Source organism: Lentzea sp. NPDC036955, assembly GCF_055608005.1.
In genome coordinates this window covers 1-17,396 of sequence record NZ_JBVJRC010000017.1, presented here as the reverse complement: position 1 = coordinate 17,396, position 17,396 = coordinate 1, and the positions used below count along the sequence as shown (strand labels likewise).

The window sequence follows — 17,396 nt, the reverse complement described above, 5'->3', positions numbered from 1 at the left end:
CCAGCTCACCGACGATCTCGGTGCGCTTGATCGAGTCGATCGACAGGTCCGCCTCCAGGTCCAGTCCCGGTTGCAGCATCTCGACGGGGTAGCCGGTGCGGGTGCTGATCGTCCGCAGCACCACCGCGGCCACGTCTTCCTGCTGCGGCACCACGGGTTCCGGTGCCTTGACCACGGCGTCGACCACCGGCATCGGCGGCGGGACGGCCGCGGGCGCGGTGCCGAGGTAGCTCAGCAGCACGTCGCGCTGCGCGCTGACGGCGTCGCGCATGCCGTCGAGGAACTTCTCCACGATCTCGTCCCGGCCCAGGCCCGGCCCGAGCCGCAGGGTGGGGAGCTCGGTCGCGGGCCGCAACCCACCGGGCAGTGCGTCTCCGTTCGCGTCCCGCACGAGACCTCCGTCCACGTACCACTTCGGCCGCGGCGGCACGGCCGTGGCGGGTTCGGCCCTGTCCTCGAACAACGGCGCGGCGTCCACCTCGACACCGGCGACCGCGAGTGCGGCGAGCGTGCGCAGGAACGTCACGTGGTCGTCGCAGCGCAGCGCCCGGTGCGGCCGGTCGCCGAGCGTCCGGCCGACCAGCGCGGTCAGCACCCCGCCCGGCCCGGCCTCGACGAAGATCCGCGCGCCCGCCGCGTACATCGACTCGACCTGCTCGGCGAACCTGACCCGGCCAGCGAGCTGGTCGGCCAGCCCGGTGCGGACGTCGGTGTGCGGTGCGGCGGTCACGTTCGACCACACCGGGAACCGCGGCTCGCCGACCGGCACGGCCGCGAGCTCCTCGGCGAACCGGTCCCGCGCCCCTGCCATCAGCGGGCTGTGGAACGCGGCAGCGACCGGGATGGGTTTGACGGTCAGGCCGGCGTCCCGCAGCAGGGCGACGGCGTTCTCCACCGCGGCCGTCGGCCCGGAGACCACGACCTGGTCGGGCGCGTTGTGGTTGGCCACCACCACGTCCGGCGGGAGCAGTGCCTCGACCTCGGCCACCGGGGCGGTCACCGCAGCCATGGTGCCGGGGTCGTCGCCGGCCGCGTCGAGCATCGCCCGCGCCCTGGCCGCGCTGAGGTCGAGCAGGTCGGCGTCCTCGACCGCCCCGGCGGCGGTCAGCGCGACCAGCTCGCCGTAGCTGTGACCGCCGGCCAGGTCCGGCCGCACGCCGACGGAGTCGAGCAACGCGGTCACGGCCAGCCCGGCGATCCCGAGCGCCGGTTGGGCGTTGCGGGTGTCGGTGAGCTCCGCGCGCTGGCGTGCCACGTCGTCCGCGGTCAGTGCGGCCGGCGGGAACATCACGCGTTCGTAGCGCGGGTCCACCAGCTCCTGCAGCCACGGGAACGCCGTGACCAGGTCCAGCAGCATGCCCGGTCGTTGGCTGCCCTGGCCGGGGTAGAGGAACGCGACCTTCGGCCGTTCCCCGTCCCGCAGCAGCACGACGTCGGACGCGCGCCACGCCTCGACGTCCGCCAACGCCCGGCTCAGGCCGTCGTGGTCGCTCACCACGAACGCCGCCTGCACCGTGCCGCTGCCGCAGGCGGCCGCCAGGTTCCGCAGCGGCGTGCGGTCGTCGACCAGTGCCTTGAGCCGTGCGGCTTCCCGTTGTGCTGCCTCGGGGTTCTCGCCGCGCACGAGGAACAGCTCGGCCGGCCACGCGGTCAGCCCGTGCCGCGGCTCGTCCGCGCCGGTGTACCCGGTGAGCACGGTGTGGAAGTTGGTGCCGCCGAAGCCGAACGCGCTGACGCCCGCGACCCGGTCCCGCGCGGCCCAGGTGCGGTGGCCGAACGCGAACGGGCTGGTCCGCGCATCCCAGAAAGCGTTGGGCCGCTTGACGTGCAACGTCCCCGGCCGGATTCCGGTGTGGACGGCCAGTGCCGCCTTGATCACCCCGGCGAGCCCTGCCGCGCACTTGGTGTGCCCGATCTGCGACTTCACCGAGCCGATCGTGCAGCTGCCCGGTTCGACGCCGGCGAACATCTCGGTGAGCGCGGCGAGCTCGGTCCGGTCGCCGACGACGGTCCCGGTGCCGTGCGCTTCGACCAGGCCCACGTCCCGCACGGACACACCCGCCGACGCGTACGCCCGGCGCAGTGCCCGTTGCTGGCCTTCCGGTCGTGGCGCGGTGAGCCCGAGCGAGCGGCCGTCGCTGGACGCGCCGATGCTCTTGACGACCGCGTAGATCCGGTCGCCGTCGCGTTCGGCGTCCTCAAGCCGCTTGAGCACCACGCACGCCACGCCCTCGCCGAGCGCGATGCCGTCCGCCGCCGAGTCGAACGTGGCGCAGCGGCCCTGGGCCGACAACGCCTTGACCGAGGCGAACATCTGGTAGTCGTGGGCGCTGTTGTGCAGGTCGACGGCACCGCACAGGACCATGTCGCTGGTGCCGCCGACGAGCTCCTTGCACGCCACGTCGAGCGCGGCGAGGCTGGACGCGCAGGCCGCGTCGACCGTGTAGTTGGCGCCGCCCAGGTCGAGCCGGTTCGCGACCCGGCCGGCGATCACGTTGCCGAGCACGCCGGGGAACGAGTCCTCGGTCAGCGCGGGCAGGTGGTCGTCCAGGCCCTTGACGCCCAGCGCGGGCAACGCCGTGCGGACCGTGTAGGCGTTCGCGAGGTCCGCACCGGCCTCGGCGCCGAAGATCACCGAGGTGCGTTCGCGGTCGAACACCCGCGTGGCGTACCCGGCGTCCTCCAACGCCCGCGCGCTGACCTCCAGTGCCAGCAGCTGAGCGGGTTCGATCGAGGTCAGCGACGCGGGCGGGATGCCGTAGGCCAGCGGGTCGAACGCCGTGCGCGGGAGGAACCCGCCCCAGCGGAACGGGCTGCCGTACCGCTCCGGCGACCACCGGTCCGGCGGGACCTCGGTGATGGAGTCGGTGCCCGCGAGCACGTTGGCCCAGAACTCGGCCACGTCCCGCGCACCCGGCATGATCGCGGCCATGCCGACGATGGCGACGTCCAGCGGCTGAGCCGTCCCGTCGGCGCGGGTGTGCTCCGGCAGGACGCCGGAGACGATCTCCTCGTGCAGCGCGGCGATCGTGGTCCGCTCGGATCGCAGGGTCGCGACCTGGCCGATCATGAACATGCCCTCGCGGCGCTGCTCGTCCTCGCCGACCTCGACGAGCCCGTCGCCGGAGCGCACGAGCCCTCGGCTGGCCAGCCGCAACCGGCCCAGGTTGAGCTGTTCGAGCCGTTCCCAGCTCTCCTGCCGGGGCAGGTCCGCCAGCTCGGCCCGCGCCTGCTCGAACGTGTCCACATAGGACGTCTGCGCGCACCGGACGGCGTGGCCGGGCGAGGTCTCCAGCAGCGCCGTGTCCGCGCACTCCAGCGCGACCTGCTGGAACACCGGCTGGATCGCGCCGTGCTCGACGGCCTCCTCGGTGAACAGGTAGGCCGTGCCGACGAGCACGCCGATCGCGGCACCGCGAGCGGCGAGCGGGGCCGTCAGCGCGTCGACCATCGCGGCCGACCGGGCGTCGTGGACACCGCCCGCGAACAGCGCGACGACGCCCTCCTCCCGCCCGCGCAGCACGTCGATCTGCTGCTGCCACAACGTGAAGCTGGTCCGCGGCCCGGTGTGCCCTCCGCACTCGGAGCCCTCGAAGACGAACTTGCGCGCACCCTCGTCGAGGAACCGGCGCAGCAGAGCGGGTGACGGGACGTGCAGGAACGCCTCGATCCCGGCGTCCTCCAGCTCCCGCGCCTGGGCCGGGGTGCCGCCGGCGACGATCGCGTACCTCGGCCTGGTCCTCAGCACCGCCGCCAGCTGCCGGGCCCGCAGCTCCGCAGGCGCGAAGCCGAGCAGACCCACGCCCCACGGCCGGTCGCCGAGCTTCCCGGCGGTCGCCACGAGCAGCTCGTGGACCTGCTCGCCCTCCATCAGGGCGAGCGCGAGGAACGGCAGCGCACCGCCTTCCGCCACCGCCGCGGCGAACGCGGGCTGGTCGCTGACGCGGGTCATCGGCCCCTGGGCGATCGGGTAGCGCAGGCCGGGAACGCGGTCGCAGAACGGCCCGCCGACGCGGATCGAGCGGTGTTCGCCCGCGTGTGCGAGATTGTCGCCGATCGCCCGGTCAATGGCCCCGACGACGCCTCCGACGGTGCCGAACGAGGTGCGGTTGAATTCCGCGAACGCACCTTCCTGGCCTATTTCGAGAGCGTTCTGCCGAACATGAACACGCACGCCTTCACGGACAACGGTGTCGGCGCCGTCCATCACGCTGATCGCGTTGACAAATTCGCCGGAAATATGTTTTCGCGCTTCGCGCACGAGTGCCAGCTGGCCTTCCAGCACCACCCCGCGCGCACCGCCGGCGACGGCCGCGGCAGCCGTGTCCGCACCGATGCTCCCCCACAGCCAGACCGGCAGATCGGTCAGCGCGATCACCTGCTGGAGCAGCACGAACGCGGGCGAACCACCCACTCGGCCGCCCGCCTCGGCACCCTTCGCGACCAGGCCGGTCGCACCCCACCCGATCGCCGCAACCGCCTCCGCCACCGAGGTGACGACCACCAGGACACGGCGTTCGCCCAGTTCAGAGCGGTCGGGAACGGGGTCGGCCAGGTCCACCACGACCGTGTCGGCGGCCTCGGGCAACGCGGCGGTCAGCGGCCCGCGCACTCGCACCCCGAACGTGCCGGAGTGCCGTGCGCGGACCCGGGAGAGGTCTCTGACCGCGTGCGGCCCGAGGTCGAGCACGCCGAGGCCACCCGCCCGTTCGGCGGCGACCACGAGGGCCGGGTTGGGGGTGCCGAACGGACTCAGGCACAGCACCCGTTCAGGATCCGACAGCATGTCCACTGCGCTCACTTCCTCACCCTGCAGGGTGGGGAGAAAGGAATTCAGCTTGCGTTCCTACTGGCCGGTACGGTTACTTCGTGATCACCGTACGCACAAACCACAGGTGCCGTCGAGGGGGGTGCTGAAACTTTCTCACGTACGTAACCTGGCGAATGAAGCCGAACGGCCGGGTCTGGTACTCCGGATCGGTGATGGTGCGACGTGCTATGGCCTCCGGGGTACCGGTCCGACCGCTCGTCCGCGCGAAACACCCGCGTGACCCCGGTCGATGCCGCCAGTTCGTCGAACGGGAGCCGAGCTCCTCAGGCCAGCACCTCCGCGACGTCGGCCCGGATCGACGCCGACCGCCCGGCCAGGTCGCCGGGCACCTCCGCGTGGTCGCGGTTGATCCGCACCAGCCGTGCGTGCGGAAGACCGCGCACCAGCGACTCCACCGGCCGGCGGATCACGGTGGGCGTGCTGAACCCGGCCCCGATCTCGACGACGACCAGCTTCCCCGCCGCCGCCAGCCACTCGCGCAGACGGATGCCGTCCGGCTCGTAGTGGTCGGGCACGTACTCGGGTCCCTTGTGCACGTTGAGGAACACCGCACCGCCACATCGCGGGCACGCCGGGACCGCCGAGGTCTCCCCGGTGTCCGGGTCGTACGCCGCCAGTGCCGCCTCCACGACCGGCCGGCTCTCCCAGGTTTCACGGGTGCACGGCGTTTCGCACTGGTAGCGCCCGTAGTCGCCCTGCGGTGACCAGACGTCGGCGAAACCGTTGCGCGCGAACAAACCGTCCACGTTGGAGGTGAGGACGAAGTTGTCCTTCCCGCCGACGACCTCGCGCAGCCGGGTGTAGACCGGGTTCGGTGCCGGGGCGAAGCGGATGTCGTCGACGTGCACCGCCCAGTAGCCCCACAGCAGCCGTGGCGGCAGCGGCAGCCCGATGAGCTGGTAGCGGGCCCGCAGCCCAGTGCGGTGCAGCACGGGGAACAGCTCGGCGAACCGCTCGGTGTCGGAGTAGTCGTACCCGGCCGCCGCCGACAGCCCCGCACCCGCCGCGACCAGCACCCGGTCCGCGTCGTCGAGCCAGCGTTCCCAGGTCATCGCAACGCCTTCCGGTAGGCCGTGTCGTCGTCGCCGCTGAAGGTCGTGAAGACGACGCGGTCGAGTCGCCCGGGGTGGGCGGCGAGCCAGTCGCGGACGACCTCGACGGCGATGTGCGCCGCCGGCTGTTTGGGGAAACCGAAGATGCCGGTGCTGATCGCGCAGAACGCGAGCGTGCGGATCGTGCCGACCTCGGCGGCCAGGTCGAGGCACGACCGGTACGCGTCGGCCAGGGCCTGTTCGTGCGCGGGCTTGACGGTGCCGCGCACGATCGGCCCGACGGTGTGCAGCACGAACCGCGCCGGCAGGTGGTAACCGCGGGTGATCTTCGCGAGGCCCGTGGGTTCCGGTGCGGCCTGCGCGGCCATGATGCGGTGGCAGTCCTCGCGCAGCCGCGGGCCGGCTGCGGCGTGGATCGCGTTGTCGACGCACTGGTGCATCGGCTGGAAGCAGCCCAGCAGGGCGTCGTTCGCGGCGTTGACGATCGCGTCGGCCCTGAGCAACGTGATGTCGCCACGCCACACGGCGATCGGTGCGGCCAGCCCGCTCGCGTCGGCAGGCGCGCTCTGCTCGCGTTCACCGCCGAGGACCGCGTCGAGCACCGCCTGCAGGTCGGGAGCGACCGGGGCGGGTTCGCGCACGGTCAGCAGCGACCGCAGCAGCAGGCGGCGTTCGGCGGGACCGTGCGGGAGGGTGGGGCGACCCACCCGCGGGTCCTCGCCGAGCAGCCGCAGCGCGAGCCCGGTCAGCCCGTCGAGGTGACGGGCCGGTGCGGGCGGGCGGAGCGGGTGGAACGGTTCGTCGAGCGCGACCGCGTCCCGGTAGTCGCGCAACGGCAGTGCGGTGATCACGGCTCAGAACAGGCCGTTGCCGTGCGGGAGCTCCGCGGGCACCGGGGTGATCACGTCCCAGTGCTCGACGATCCGGCCGTCCGCGACCCGGAACAGGTCCCAGTACGCGACCGGCTCGCCGAACTCGCCCTCGGACTGCAGCAGCACCAGGTCGCCCTCGGCCACGACCCGGTGCACGGTCTTGTAGACGAGGTGGCGGCCCTGCTCGGCCCACCGCGCGGCGGCGGCGCCGAACCCGTCGAGCCCGTCGGCGGCCTCGGGGTTGTGCTGCAGGTAGGTCTCGGTGGAGATGTAGTCGGTGAGCACGGAGTAGTCGGCGTCCTGCAGCACGCGCTGCGCGAACTCGGCGACCAACGCGCGGTTGTGCTCGGTGCCGGTGCCGGCGGGCCCCGCCGGACCGTCCGTCTGGGACCGTCCGCTCACCGTCGGATCGACGACCGGCGTGAGCGCGTCCCAGTGCTCGGCGAGCTTGCCGTCCTCGATCCGGAACAGGTCGAACGCGACCAGCGGCTGCGGCCCGAAGCCGTGGTAGACGCCGTGCAGCGCAACGAGATCGCCGTCGGCGACCACACGGGCCGGTTCGTAGCGGAAGCCGTCCGGCAGGCTCGCGACGAGCCCGCGCAACGCCTCGGGTCCGTCGCCGATGAGCGCGCTGTGCTGGCGGTAGTCCGGTGCGACCCAGCGGTCCACAGCGGACGGGTCCCTGTCGCCGAACAGCTCGCCGGTGGCCTTGAGCACGAGTTCCTTGGTGTCCATGCGGAGAACTCTGCCGCTCCGGCAGCCGCCGGACGAGGTAGGATCCGGCTTCACCATGGTCAGAAGTGGACAGCTTGCCGAGTTCGGCTTCAGCAACCCCGACCGGCCGAGGCTGGGGCTGGAGGTGCTGGACCTCGCGCAGCTTCGCGGCAGGCTCAGCGAGAACACCCTGCTCCAGGTGCACAGGACCGACTTCCACCAGCTCTTCGCGATCACCGCCGGGCGGGGTTCGTGCATGGTCGATTTCGTGGACCACCCGTGCGCGCCGGGCACCGTGCTGCACGTCAGCCCCGGCCGGGTGCTGCGGTTGCCCGCCGGGGCGTTGAAGGCGCACGCCGTGCTGTTCACGCCCGCGTTCCCGCCGCCGCTGGACGGCGCCCGTCCGCTGCTCAGCCCGTTCGGCCCGGTGCGGTGGCAGGTGCCGACCGGTGACCGGGCCGCGCTGGACCGGTCGGCCCGCGACCTGCGTGCCGAGTACCGGCGGGTGGTCGGGTCCGGTGAGCCGGTCGACCTGCTGCGTCAGCTCGCGGGCGTGCTCCTGCTGCGGGTCGCCCGGCTGCTCGCGGACACCGGCGGACCCGGCGACCCGCGGTTCGAGCGGTTCCAGCAGGAGCTGGAGCGGTCGTTCGCCCGCAGCCGCAACGCCGCCGACTACGCGGCGCGGGTCGGCTACTCGCTGCGCGGCCTGAACCGGATCTGCGTCGCGGCGACCGGCCGTTCGGCCAAGGCGCTGATCGACGCGCGGGTGGCGTTGGAGGCCAAGCGCCTGCTGGTGCACACCGACCTGTCGGCGGCGGCGATCGGGCACCGGCTGGGGTTCAGCGAGGCCACGAACTTCGCGAAGTTCTTCACCCGCGAGGCGGGCGTGTCACCCGGCGCGTTCCGCCAGTAGCTGCTCGATCGTCCTGCTCGCGATCCCGGCGAGGAACGGGTTGGTGTCGCGGTAGTACGGCAGCGCGAGCACGGCCAGGTGCAGCGCCCAGCCGCGTGCGCGGGCCCAGGTGGCGTCGTCGAACTCGGCCAGCTCGCGCCGGAACGCCCTGCGGCCGCGGTCGTCGAGGTAGAGCCAGGCCGTCATGAGGTCCGCCGCGGGGTCACCGACACCGGCGGCGCCCCAGTCGATCACGCCGGTCAGCACCCCGCCGGTGAACAGCAGGTTGCCCTCGTGCAGGTCGGCGTGCAGCCAGCGGGCCGGCCGGTCCCAGCGCGGCGCGGCGAGCGCCTCCTCCCACAGGGCGACCAGCCGCGGGTCACCGCCCAGCTCCGCGATGCACCGGCGCACCGGTTCGTCGTCACGCGCGGCGTCCGTTCGCCCGCGGTAGTCGGTCCACGGCCGCCCGGTGGCTTCGACGTCGTGCAGCGCGTGGACCAGTTCGGCCAGGCGGAACGGGGTGTCCTCGGCGACGGCCTCGACCGGTGCGGTGGTGCCGCCGAGCCAGCGCACCACCGACCACTGCGCCGGGTAGCGCTCGGTGGGTTCCCCGAGTGCGAGCGGTTCCGGCACGGCGACCGGGAGGTGCGGTGCGACCACGGGAACGGTGGCGGCCTCCTTGACCGCGTCGTCCCTGGACCACTCGCGCCGCGGCAGCCGCACGGCCAGCTCGTCACCGAGCCGGTACATCGCGTTGCCGGTGCCGCCGTCCCCGACCGCGCGGATCGGCAACCCGTGCCAGTGCGGGAACTGCGCGCGGACCAGTTCGTCCACGAGGGACACGTCCGTGGCGATCACGCCGTCGAGCATCGACCAACTCCCCCAGCGACCCGGTGTGCCGATGCAACACCGGGGCCGCCGGGGAGAGCAACCGATTTAGCACCGGAACCAGAGCGCGCCCCCTCTGGAACCGGCGATTCGTGGTGGCCGGGTGAACGGCGAAGCGGTGGCCTCCCGCAGCGGCACCGGGAGGCCACCGGGTCTCATCCCGCGCGGCGGTCGGCCAGCCGCACGACGTCCGCGGCGCGTTCGACCCGCACCCGTCCCGCGGCCACCAGGTAGCCGACGCCGCGCACGGTCTGGACCACCTCACCGGCGGCACCGAGCTTCTGCCGCACGCGGCGCACGTGGACGTCGACCGTGCGGCCACCGCTGTGGTCGTCGTCGACGCCCCACACCGCGGACATCAGCTCGCGGCGGCGGTGCACCCGGTCGGGGTGCTCGCACAGGTGCAGCAGCAGGTCGAACTCCAGCCGGGTCAGCTCGATCGTCCTGCCCTGGAAGACGACCTGCCGGGCGTGCGGCAGGATCCGCACGTCGGGGTCGGGTTCCGCGGTCACCAGGCCCACGTCCTTCAACGCCCCGAGCAGCCGCGCCGCGGCCTGGTCGTCGTCGGTCTCGATGGTCAGCACAAGTCGCACGACAGCCCTCTCACGACGTCTTCGGCAGGCCGGGAGGGTTGACCTCCGAGGTCGGCACCGCCTCGTCGGCCAGTCCCCAGCGCTTCAGCACCTCCGCGTACTTGCCGTTCGCGATCAGCTGGTTGAGCGCCTCCTGCACGGGGTCGACCAACCCGTTGCCCTTCAGCGTGGTCACCGCGATCTTGCCCTGCACCGCGGCGCCGCCGGAGAAGGTGCCGATCACCTCGGTCTGCCCGGACACCGCCGCGTGGTAGGCGGCGGTGGGGTTCGGGCCGAGGTAGGCGTCGATGCGGCCGGACTGCAGCGCCAGGTAGTAGTCGGAGGAGTTCTGGAAGTACTTGACGTCGGTGGCCTTCAGGCCGTCCGCCACGTTCCTGGTGCTCCAGTCGACGAGGATCTTCTCCTGGTTCGTGCCGGAGGTCACCGCGATCACCTTGCCCGCGACGTCCTTGGGCTCCCGCACTTTCCAGGTGCCGCCCTTCTTCGCCTCGAACGCGAGCGTGTCGAGCCGGTAGGTGGCGAAGTCGTACTTCTCCTTGCGGGCCTCGGTCACCGTGATGTTCGACAGGCCCACGTCCACGGCACCGCTGTCGATGCCGACGAACAGGTTCTCCCACGACGAGGTCTCCAGCCGCGGTCTGAGCCCCAGCACGTCCGCGACGAGGTGGGCGATGTCGGTCTCCACCCCGATCACCGTCCGGTCGTCGGTGGCGTAGAACCGCAGTGGCGGCGCTGTGCCCGTCGATCCGCCGACCACCAGCTCACCCCGGGAGCGGAACTCCTCCGGCACCTTGGCGGCGATCTTGTCGTCCTTCGCCGCCGTGACCCGGTTCTGGTCGGGACCCAGGCTGACGCTCAGGCCCGACACGGTGGCGGGCTCGCTCTCCGCCGTTCCACAGGCCGCCAGCACCAGCACCAGACCGGCGAGAAGTGACTTGCGCACAACAGACTCCCTTCACAGCACCTTGGACAGGAAAGCGCGGGTGCGCTCGTGGACCGGGTGGTCGAGCACCTGCGCCGGCGGGCCCTCCTCGACGACCACTCCCCCGTCGAGGAAGACGACGCGGTCGGCCACCTCGCGGGCGAAACCGACCTCGTGGGTGACGACGACCATCGTGGTGCCGGAGCGGGCCAGGTCGCGCAGCACGTCGAGGACCTCGCCGACCAGCTCGGGGTCGAGCGCGGAGGTGGGTTCGTCGAACAGCACGACCTTCGGCCGGGTGGCCAGCGCGCGGGCGATCGCGACCCGTTGCTGCTGGCCGCCCGAGAGCTGCCGCGGGTACGCGTCCTCCTTGTCCGCCAGGCCGACCCGCGCGAGCAGGGCGCGTCCCTCCGCGTGGATCTCGTCGCGCGCCCGGCCGTGGGCGAGCGGCGCCTCGACGACGTTCTGCAGCGCGGTCAGGTGCGGGAAGAGGTTGAAGTTCTGGAACACGAACCCGATCTGCGCGCGTTGCCGGAGCACCTCGCGCTCCTTGAGCTCGTACAGCCTGCGCCCGGAGCGCCGGTAGCCGACCAGCGCGCCATCAATGCTGATGAACCCGCGGTCGACCTTCTCCAGGTGGTTGATCGTCCGCAGCAGCGTCGACTTGCCGGAACCCGACGGGCCCAGCACCACCACGACCTCGCCGGCCGCGACCTCCAGCGACACCCCGCGCAGCACCTCGGTGGCGCCGAAGCTCTTGTGCACGCCCAGCACCTCGATCACCGGCGGGCTCCTCGCGCGAAGTACCGCTCGACGTGGTGCTGACCGATCGAGAGCAGCGTGGTCAGGACGATGTACCAGACGGTCGCGACCATCAGCAGGGCCACGACCCGCGCGTTGCGGCCGTAGATCACCTGCACCTGGTAGAACAGCTCGCCGATCGCCATCACCGAGACGACCGAGGTGCCCTTGAACAGGCTGATCACCTCGTTGGCCGCGTTGGGCAGGATGGCGCGCATCGCCTGCGGCAGAACGATCCTGCGCAGCTGCCGGGACCTGGGGATGCCCAGTGCGGCCGCGGCCTCCAGCTGGCCAGGCTCGACCGAGATCACGCCGGAGCGCACGATCTCGGCGGCGTAGGCGGCCTGGTGCAGCGCGAGCCCGAGGACGGCGGCGCCCATCGGGCTGATCAGCTGCACGGTCTCGAAGGAGTACAGCTCCGGGCCGAACGGGATGCCGACCGACAACCGCTGGTAGAGGTAGGAGATGTTGAACCAGAACAACAACTGCACGATCAGCGGGATCGACCGGAACGCCCACACGTACGTCCAGCCGACGCCCTGCAGGAACGGGCTGCGGGACAACCGCAGCAGCGCCACCGCGATGCCCAGCGCGAAGCCGAGCACCGTCCCGAGCACGGTGAGCACGATCGTGGTGCCCACCGCGCGCAGGACGGACTCGGCGGTGAAGTAGCGGGCGAACGTCGGCCAGTCCCAGCCCGGGTTGGTGACCAGGCCGTGCACGAACTGGGCGACGAGGACCAGCACGACCGCGACGCCCACCCACCGCCACGGGTGGCGGGCCGGCACGACCGACAGGGCAGCCAGATCGTCCGATCTGTCCTTTGTGGACGGTGGAGCGAGAGCAGAGGACATGGCGGGTCCTTGTCGGCCGGGTGGGTCAGAACGGGGCGCGTGGCGCGGAACTCACCGTAGGTACCGGCCGATCAGGGGAGCAAGGGCGTCCACGTGGTGAACAACTATCGGACACCGAGGTGATCGCGCAGTGTCGGGCCGGTGTAGTCGGTGCGGAAGACACCGCGCTCCTGCAACAGCGGCACCACCGTGTCGGCGAACTCGTCGAGCCCGCCGGGGGTCACGTGCGGCACCAGGATGAAGCCGTCCGCCGCGTCCTGCTGCACCAGGTCGTCGATCTGCGCGGCGACGCTCGCCGCCGACCCGGTGAACGTCTGCCGCGCGCTCACGTCGATCACCAGGTCGCGGATCGACAGGTCCTTCGCCGCGGCCTTCTCCCGCCACTCGCGCACGGTGGCGGCGGGGTCCTTGAACATCCGCACGCTGGCCCGGCCGCGCGCGATGGTGTTCTCGCCGACGAGCGGCTCGACCTCGGGCAGCGGCCCGTCCGGGTCGTAGGAGCTCAGGTCGCGGTTCCAGACCTGTTCGAGGAACCGGATCGCGGTCGCGCCGCTGACCTGCTGACGCCGCACCACGGCGGCCTTCTCCTGCGCGTCGGCGTCGGTGTCGCCGAGCACGAACGTGGCCGCGGGCAGGATCTTGAGCTGCTCCGGTGACCGCCCGTACCGCGCGAGCCGCCCCTTGACGTCGCGGTAGAACCGCTGGCCCTCCTCCAGGGTGGCGTAGCGGGAGAAGATGGCGTCCGCGGTGGCGGCGGCGAACTCGCGGCCCTCCTCCGAGTCACCGGCCTGCAGGATCACCGGACGGCCCTGGGGCGAGCGGGGCACGCCGAACGTGCCGCTGATGTCGAAATGCCGGTCCCGGTGCTCGAACGTGCCGACACCGGTGTCGAAGAGCTTCCAGGCCGTGCGCAGGAACGACTCGGCCCTGCTGTAGCGGTCCTCCTGGGCCAGGAAGCCGCCGCGGCGGAAGTTCTCGCCGGTGAACGCGTCCCACGACGTGACGACGTTCCACGCCGCCCGCCCGTCCGACAGGTGGTCGAGCGAGGCGAACTGCCGCGCCACCTCGTAGGGTTCGTTGAACGTCGAGTTGATCGTGCCGGCGAGCCCGAGCCGGTCGGTGACGGCCGCGAGCGCCGCCAGCACGGTGAACGTGTCCGGCCGGCCGACCACGTCCAGGTCGTAGATCTGCCCGCCCTGCTCGCGCAGCCGCAGTCCCTCCGCCAGGAAGAAGAAGTCGAACTTCGCCCGTTCCGCCGTCTGCGCCAGGTGGACGAACGACGAGAACTCGATGTGGCTGCCGGCCTGCGGGTCGCTCCAGACCGTGGTGTTGTTCACGCCGGGAAAGTGCGCGGCGAGGTGGATCTGCTTGGTCATCGCGCGCTCCCTGCGGCGTAGCGGTTCTCCGGACGGGCCAGGCCGAGGTGCCCGCGCAGTGTCGTGTGCTCGTACTCGGTGCGGAACACCCCGCGCTCCCGCAGCCGCGGGACCAGCTCGCGGGTGACCGTGTGCAGGTCGCCGTGCAGCCGGAACCCGGCGAAGCCCTCCTCCTGCCAGTGCAGCAGCTCGTCGGGCGTCACCGTGGCGTCGACGTCCCGGTACACGAGCCGGTCGGACGCGGAGGCGTTGTCGGAGAACACGATGTCCGCGAACCCCGGCTCGGTCGCGGCCACCGGCGGGTGGCCCTGCGGCGGCCGCGGCGTGATCGACGGGCCGCGGACGCTGAACCACCTGCCCTCGAAGTCGATGTGGTGCAGCTTCTCCCGGTCGATGAACCGCCCGGTGGCGACGTCGCGGATCTCCGCGTCGTCCTCCCAGCTGTCCCACAACCGCCGCAGCACCTCGGCGTAGTCGGCGGCCTCCTCCCACAGCTCGTCAGCCGTGCCGACGTCTCGCCGCCCGAAGTGCCCGGCGTGCACCGGATCGGGCGCGACGTCGAGCAACACGCCGCCGCGTCCGCCGCTCACGTGGTCCAGCGTCGCAACCGCCTTCGACACGTGGAACGGCTCGGTGTGCGTGACGACCGCGGTGGGCAGCAGCCCGATCCGGCTGGTCAGCGGTGCGACCCGAGCGGCGATCAGCACCGCGTCGAGCCCCGGTGCGCCACCGAGCGCGTCGTCGAACGTCACGAAGTCCAGCTTGGCGTCCTCCGCCTCGCGCACGAGCCCCGCCCAGTACCGCGCGGTGAGCTCGCCGGTCACGGGCAGTGCGACGGCCAGGTGCAGTGGTGCGACCACCGGTCCCCCTCTCGTCGGGTCCTCGCAGTCTGGCCGCGCGGGAGGGGGCCGCGCTGTGACGGCCACCAGGTGAGAAGGATCGCGTGATCGGGAATATTTCGACGCTTGCGCGCTCCCCGTCCGGTGTCGCGGTCTTGCGCATGTCGACTCGAAAGGGCGTGTGCGCCCTCGCGCTGGGAGCGGGCTTGCGGCTCGCTGGGCGGAAGTCGAGGCGCACAACGACAAAGGTTTCGCGCCGACGTTCGCGGTCGGCACCAACGGCGTGCGGAGCCCGCTCGCCGACCGGGTGCGCGGCGACTACGGCGCCTGGCCGGGCCGGGGGTCCTGGGCGGTGTCCCGGCCGGCGGGAACGGTGGCGAACACCGTCTTGCCCCCGGCGGCCAGCGGCCTGGTGCCCCACTCGCCGGCGAGCCCGTCGATCATCACGATGCCCCGGCCCCGGTCGCCGCCCAGTCGTGAGGACCCGTGCACGGGCGGCAGCGCGGAGTCGTCGTCGACCTCGACGACGACCTCGCCGGACGTCTTGTCGAGGAAGACCCGCAGCCGGCCGGTGCCGGACGTGTGGTCCAGGACGTTGCAGACCAGCTCCGTCACGACCAGCAGGACGTCGAAGCGGTGCCGTTCGCCGAGGTCGGCCAAGACCTCGGCGACGCTCTCCCGCAGCTCCGGGGTGGCGGTCTCGGGCGTGACGGGCAGGTCCAGGACGAGCAACAGCGGATCTTCGTCGGCGGGCGCCACGGAAGCCTCCAGATGACCACGCTCGGAACCACCGGAGGACTCCGTCGCGCTACCTGCGACCAGCGGCAAAGCCAGACGACCCCACCCTAGCCCCCGTACGGTCGTCCGGCCGATCGCACGCGGTTGCGCGGAAGTCCGCGGCGCGTGGGGTAGGGTCGGGATCGTTGGGGTTCCAGTTGCCGGCATCCAGCCGCCGCGGACCCCTCCTGCCCGGTCCGGCGCTGTACCTCCGGCCGGAGATTGGAGCACCGGCTTGTCGCCGGATCGCCCGCACGACCTGCTCGCACCGCTCCTCCCGGGTACCTCGTCGGTCGGGCAGGTGCGCTCATGACCCGACCCGACAGCACCAAGGGAGCAGCCGTCTGCTTCGCCGAGGCCCGCGTCGCCGCGGAACACGCGGAGGCCGCTCAGCAGCGCCAGGCCGCGCGCCGGGTGGCGGAGCACTCCCGTGACGTGGACGACTGCCGCGACCTGCTGCTGATGCTGGGCCTGGCGGCCGCCGCCGGCTCCCGTTCCGCTCGCCAGGACCGCGTCCAGGCGTTCCCGGGCGTCTCCTCGGAGGCGTCCGCGCTGACCAGCCCGTGAAATTCGAGGTCTGGTCCGGCCTGAAGGAACCGCAGGCCGTGACCGTCCACGTTCTCCAGGGCTGACCACAGGGCGGTGCACCTCCCGGGGTGCACCGCCTTCGTGCTCACTCCACTTCGGACTCCGGTGCGGCGGCAGCAATCCGATCACCGGACGGCTTCGAAGAACGGTCGTGAAACCGGGACGACCACGTGCGATCAACCCGCACCTGCTGACCGGTGCTCACGCACTCGGCGCGCTGCCCGACGCCGAGCGGGCCTCGTTCGAGGCGCACCTGGACCGGTGCCCGGCCTGCACGGACGAGGTCACCGGCCTGCGGGGCACTGCCGCACGACTCGGCCTCGCCGCAAGCCAGACCGTCCCCGTCGCCCTGCGGCCACGGGTGCTGGACGCGGTCGGCCAGGTCCGGCAGGTGCCGCCGTTCTCCGAGGTCAGGTCCGAGCTCTCCCGGCGCCAAGGCCTGCGGCGGGCCGCGGCGATCATCTCGGTCGCGTGCGCGGCCGCCGCCGTCGTGGGCGGTGTGCACGGTGCGCTGACCCCGGAGACCACCACCGCCGTCGCCGTGTCGCCGCACTCCGCGACGGGCGACCTGCTGGCGGCACCGGACCTGCGGCTCGTCACCGCACCGGCGTGCACCGCGGCGATCTCGCAGAGCCGTGACGCGATGCTGTTCATGGCCGATGACCTGCGCACCCTGCCCCGCGACCGGGCGTACCAGCTGTGGCTGGTCGACCGCCACGGGCCCCGATCGGCGGGCGTGCTGCGCGCACCGGCTCGGTCGGCTTCGATGCTCATCACCGGGATCGCGGGAGCCCGCGAGGCCCTGCTCACCGTCGAGCCGGCCGGCGGGTCACCGAGCCCGACCAGCGCCGCCGTTCTCACCGTCGACCTGGCCTGACCCGCCAATCCGGTGCGCACGGCGCACCGAATCCCGGGGCGTGACCGATCGCGTCCTCGCCGTCTTCGACGACCTCGACGCCTGCGTCATCACGAGGTCGGTGCGGCTGCTGAACCACGGCGCCGTGATCGTGGTGCACCTGCGCGAACCGGCGAACCGGCCGCTGTTCCGGCTCTCCGACGCGACGACGGTCCACATCGGACCGTTCGACGAGCGGACATGGGGGAACTCCGGGAACCGCCTGTGACAGCGCGGTTCCCGGAGTCGCGGTACTGCTGCTCTGGAGATGTCAGGCAGGCAGCAGGACCGTGTCGATGAGGTACACGGTCGCGTTCGCGGTCTTCACGCCGCCGCAGATCACGTTGGCGTCGTTGGCCTTGATCGCGTTACCGGAACCGGACACCTTCACCACGCCACCCTCGACCGTCTTCTGGTCGCCGGCGATCTTGTCGGGCGCGATCTGGCCGGGCACCACGTGGTAGGTCAGGATCTTGGTCAGCAGGGCGTCGTCGGTCTTGAG

The 17,396-nt window shown here is 72.2% G+C and carries 18 protein-coding genes; 5 read left to right on the top strand and 13 right to left on the bottom strand.

Going from position 1 to position 17,396, the window contains the following annotated elements; all coding sequences use genetic code 11:
- On the bottom strand, positions 1-3,952 hold a 3,952-nt coding region (locus ACZ7CF_RS39900; protein ID WP_470372281.1), incomplete at its 3' end, for a beta-ketoacyl synthase N-terminal-like domain-containing protein.
- On the opposite strand from ACZ7CF_RS39900, the gene ACZ7CF_RS39895 reads away from it, so the two are divergent.
- Positions 3,851-4,873: a hypothetical protein gene (locus ACZ7CF_RS39895; protein WP_470372280.1), complete on the top strand. Its 1,023-nt coding sequence runs from the start codon at positions 3,851-3,853 to the stop codon at positions 4,871-4,873. The genes ACZ7CF_RS39900 and ACZ7CF_RS39895 overlap by 102 nt on opposite strands.
- 221 nt (positions 4,874-5,094) lie before the next feature.
- Here the strand turns inward: ACZ7CF_RS39895 and ACZ7CF_RS39890 are convergent, their stop codons facing one another.
- From ACZ7CF_RS39890 to ACZ7CF_RS39880, 3 genes are read right to left on the bottom strand one after another with little or no spacing between them, the layout of a single operon-like run.
- On the bottom strand, positions 5,095-5,883 hold the full coding sequence (locus ACZ7CF_RS39890; RefSeq protein ID WP_360384910.1) for an SIR2 family NAD-dependent protein deacylase: 789 nt from the start codon (positions 5,881-5,883) through the stop codon (positions 5,095-5,097).
- On the bottom strand, positions 5,880-6,734 hold the full coding sequence (locus tag ACZ7CF_RS39885; RefSeq protein ID WP_470372279.1) for a protein-ADP-ribose hydrolase: 855 nt from the start codon (positions 6,732-6,734) through the stop codon (positions 5,880-5,882). Before ACZ7CF_RS39885 ends, ACZ7CF_RS39890 begins: the two co-directional genes overlap by 4 nt.
- Before the next feature lie 3 nt (positions 6,735-6,737).
- Positions 6,738-7,490 carry a nuclear transport factor 2 family protein gene (locus tag ACZ7CF_RS39880; protein WP_470372278.1) on the bottom strand — a complete coding sequence of 251 codons (753 nt, stop codon included), beginning with the start codon at positions 7,488-7,490 and terminating at the stop codon, positions 6,738-6,740.
- Between ACZ7CF_RS39880 and ACZ7CF_RS39875 the strand changes: the two genes are divergently transcribed.
- Positions 7,489-8,382: an AraC family transcriptional regulator gene (locus tag ACZ7CF_RS39875; RefSeq protein WP_470372277.1), complete on the top strand. Its 894-nt coding sequence runs from the start codon at positions 7,489-7,491 to the stop codon at positions 8,380-8,382. The genes ACZ7CF_RS39880 and ACZ7CF_RS39875 overlap by 2 nt on opposite strands.
- On the opposite strand, the gene ACZ7CF_RS39870 is transcribed toward ACZ7CF_RS39875, so the two are convergent.
- The 8 genes from ACZ7CF_RS39870 to ACZ7CF_RS39835 form a co-directional block, all read right to left on the bottom strand.
- Positions 8,359-9,231, bottom strand: coding sequence for an aminoglycoside phosphotransferase family protein (locus ACZ7CF_RS39870; protein ID WP_470372276.1), 873 nt, complete (start codon positions 9,229-9,231; stop codon positions 8,359-8,361). The genes ACZ7CF_RS39875 and ACZ7CF_RS39870 overlap by 24 nt on opposite strands.
- 173 nt (positions 9,232-9,404) lie before the next feature.
- Positions 9,405-9,842, bottom strand: a complete 438-nt coding sequence (locus ACZ7CF_RS39865; RefSeq protein WP_360384920.1) for a winged helix-turn-helix domain-containing protein — start codon at positions 9,840-9,842, stop codon at positions 9,405-9,407.
- A gap of 10 nt (positions 9,843-9,852) precedes the next feature.
- Positions 9,853-10,785 (bottom strand): ABC transporter substrate-binding protein, encoded by a 933-nt coding sequence (locus ACZ7CF_RS39860; RefSeq protein WP_470372275.1) that lies wholly within the window; start codon positions 10,783-10,785, stop codon positions 9,853-9,855.
- Between the two features lie 12 nt (positions 10,786-10,797).
- On the bottom strand, positions 10,798-11,547 hold the full coding sequence (locus ACZ7CF_RS39855; RefSeq protein WP_360384924.1) for an amino acid ABC transporter ATP-binding protein: 750 nt from the start codon (positions 11,545-11,547) through the stop codon (positions 10,798-10,800).
- Entirely contained in the window at positions 11,544-12,419 is an 876-nt protein-coding gene (locus ACZ7CF_RS39850) for an amino acid ABC transporter permease (protein ID WP_360384926.1), read from the bottom strand. Before ACZ7CF_RS39850 ends, ACZ7CF_RS39855 begins: the two co-directional genes overlap by 4 nt.
- Before the next feature lie 104 nt (positions 12,420-12,523).
- The gene (locus tag ACZ7CF_RS39845; protein ID WP_470372274.1) at positions 12,524-13,795 is read right to left on the bottom strand and encodes an LLM class flavin-dependent oxidoreductase; all 1,272 of its coding nucleotides are present in this window, start codon (positions 13,793-13,795) and stop codon (positions 12,524-12,526) included.
- Positions 13,792-14,655, bottom strand: coding sequence for an LLM class flavin-dependent oxidoreductase (locus tag ACZ7CF_RS39840; RefSeq protein WP_470372273.1), 864 nt, complete (start codon positions 14,653-14,655; stop codon positions 13,792-13,794). The genes ACZ7CF_RS39845 and ACZ7CF_RS39840 overlap by 4 nt, the downstream gene beginning before the upstream one ends.
- Positions 14,656-14,952: 297 nt before the next feature.
- The gene (locus tag ACZ7CF_RS39835; protein ID WP_360384932.1) at positions 14,953-15,393 is read right to left on the bottom strand and encodes an ATP-binding protein; all 441 of its coding nucleotides are present in this window, start codon (positions 15,391-15,393) and stop codon (positions 14,953-14,955) included.
- A gap of 327 nt (positions 15,394-15,720) precedes the next feature.
- Here ACZ7CF_RS39835 and ACZ7CF_RS39830 point away from each other — a divergent pair, with 327 nt between their 5' ends.
- From ACZ7CF_RS39830 to ACZ7CF_RS39820, 3 genes are all read left to right on the top strand, one after another.
- Complete coding sequence (locus ACZ7CF_RS39830) at positions 15,721-15,978, top strand: hypothetical protein (RefSeq protein WP_360384934.1); 258 nt, start codon at positions 15,721-15,723, stop codon at positions 15,976-15,978.
- A gap of 172 nt (positions 15,979-16,150) precedes the next feature.
- On the top strand, positions 16,151-16,876 hold the full coding sequence (locus ACZ7CF_RS39825) for an anti-sigma factor (protein ID WP_470372272.1): 726 nt from the start codon (positions 16,151-16,153) through the stop codon (positions 16,874-16,876).
- Positions 16,877-16,916: 40 nt separating this feature from the next.
- Positions 16,917-17,123 (top strand): hypothetical protein, encoded by a 207-nt coding sequence (locus tag ACZ7CF_RS39820; protein ID WP_470372271.1) that lies wholly within the window; start codon positions 16,917-16,919, stop codon positions 17,121-17,123.
- A gap of 42 nt (positions 17,124-17,165) precedes the next feature.
- On the opposite strand, the gene ACZ7CF_RS39815 is transcribed toward ACZ7CF_RS39820, so the two are convergent.
- Positions 17,166-17,396, bottom strand: a 231-nt coding sequence (locus tag ACZ7CF_RS39815; protein WP_470372270.1) for a fasciclin domain-containing protein, incomplete at its 5' end; no start/stop codon positions are given.

Coding starts and splice junctions, on each gene's coding strand:
- ACZ7CF_RS39845 (WP_470372274.1), bottom strand. CDS start 13,795: ATGACCAAGCAGATCCACCTCGCCGCGCACTTTCCCGGCGTGAACAAC.
- ACZ7CF_RS39875 (WP_470372277.1), top strand. CDS start 7,489: ATGCGGAGAACTCTGCCGCTCCGGCAGCCGCCGGACGAGGTAGGATCC.
- ACZ7CF_RS39890 (WP_360384910.1), bottom strand. CDS start 5,883: ATGACCTGGGAACGCTGGCTCGACGACGCGGACCGGGTGCTGGTCGCG.
- ACZ7CF_RS39870 (WP_470372276.1), bottom strand. CDS start 9,231: ATGCTCGACGGCGTGATCGCCACGGACGTGTCCCTCGTGGACGAACTG.
- ACZ7CF_RS39830 (WP_360384934.1), top strand. CDS start 15,721: ATGACCCGACCCGACAGCACCAAGGGAGCAGCCGTCTGCTTCGCCGAG.
- ACZ7CF_RS39880 (WP_470372278.1), bottom strand. CDS start 7,490: ATGGACACCAAGGAACTCGTGCTCAAGGCCACCGGCGAGCTGTTCGGC.
- ACZ7CF_RS39850 (WP_360384926.1), bottom strand. CDS start 12,419: ATGTCCTCTGCTCTCGCTCCACCGTCCACAAAGGACAGATCGGACGAT.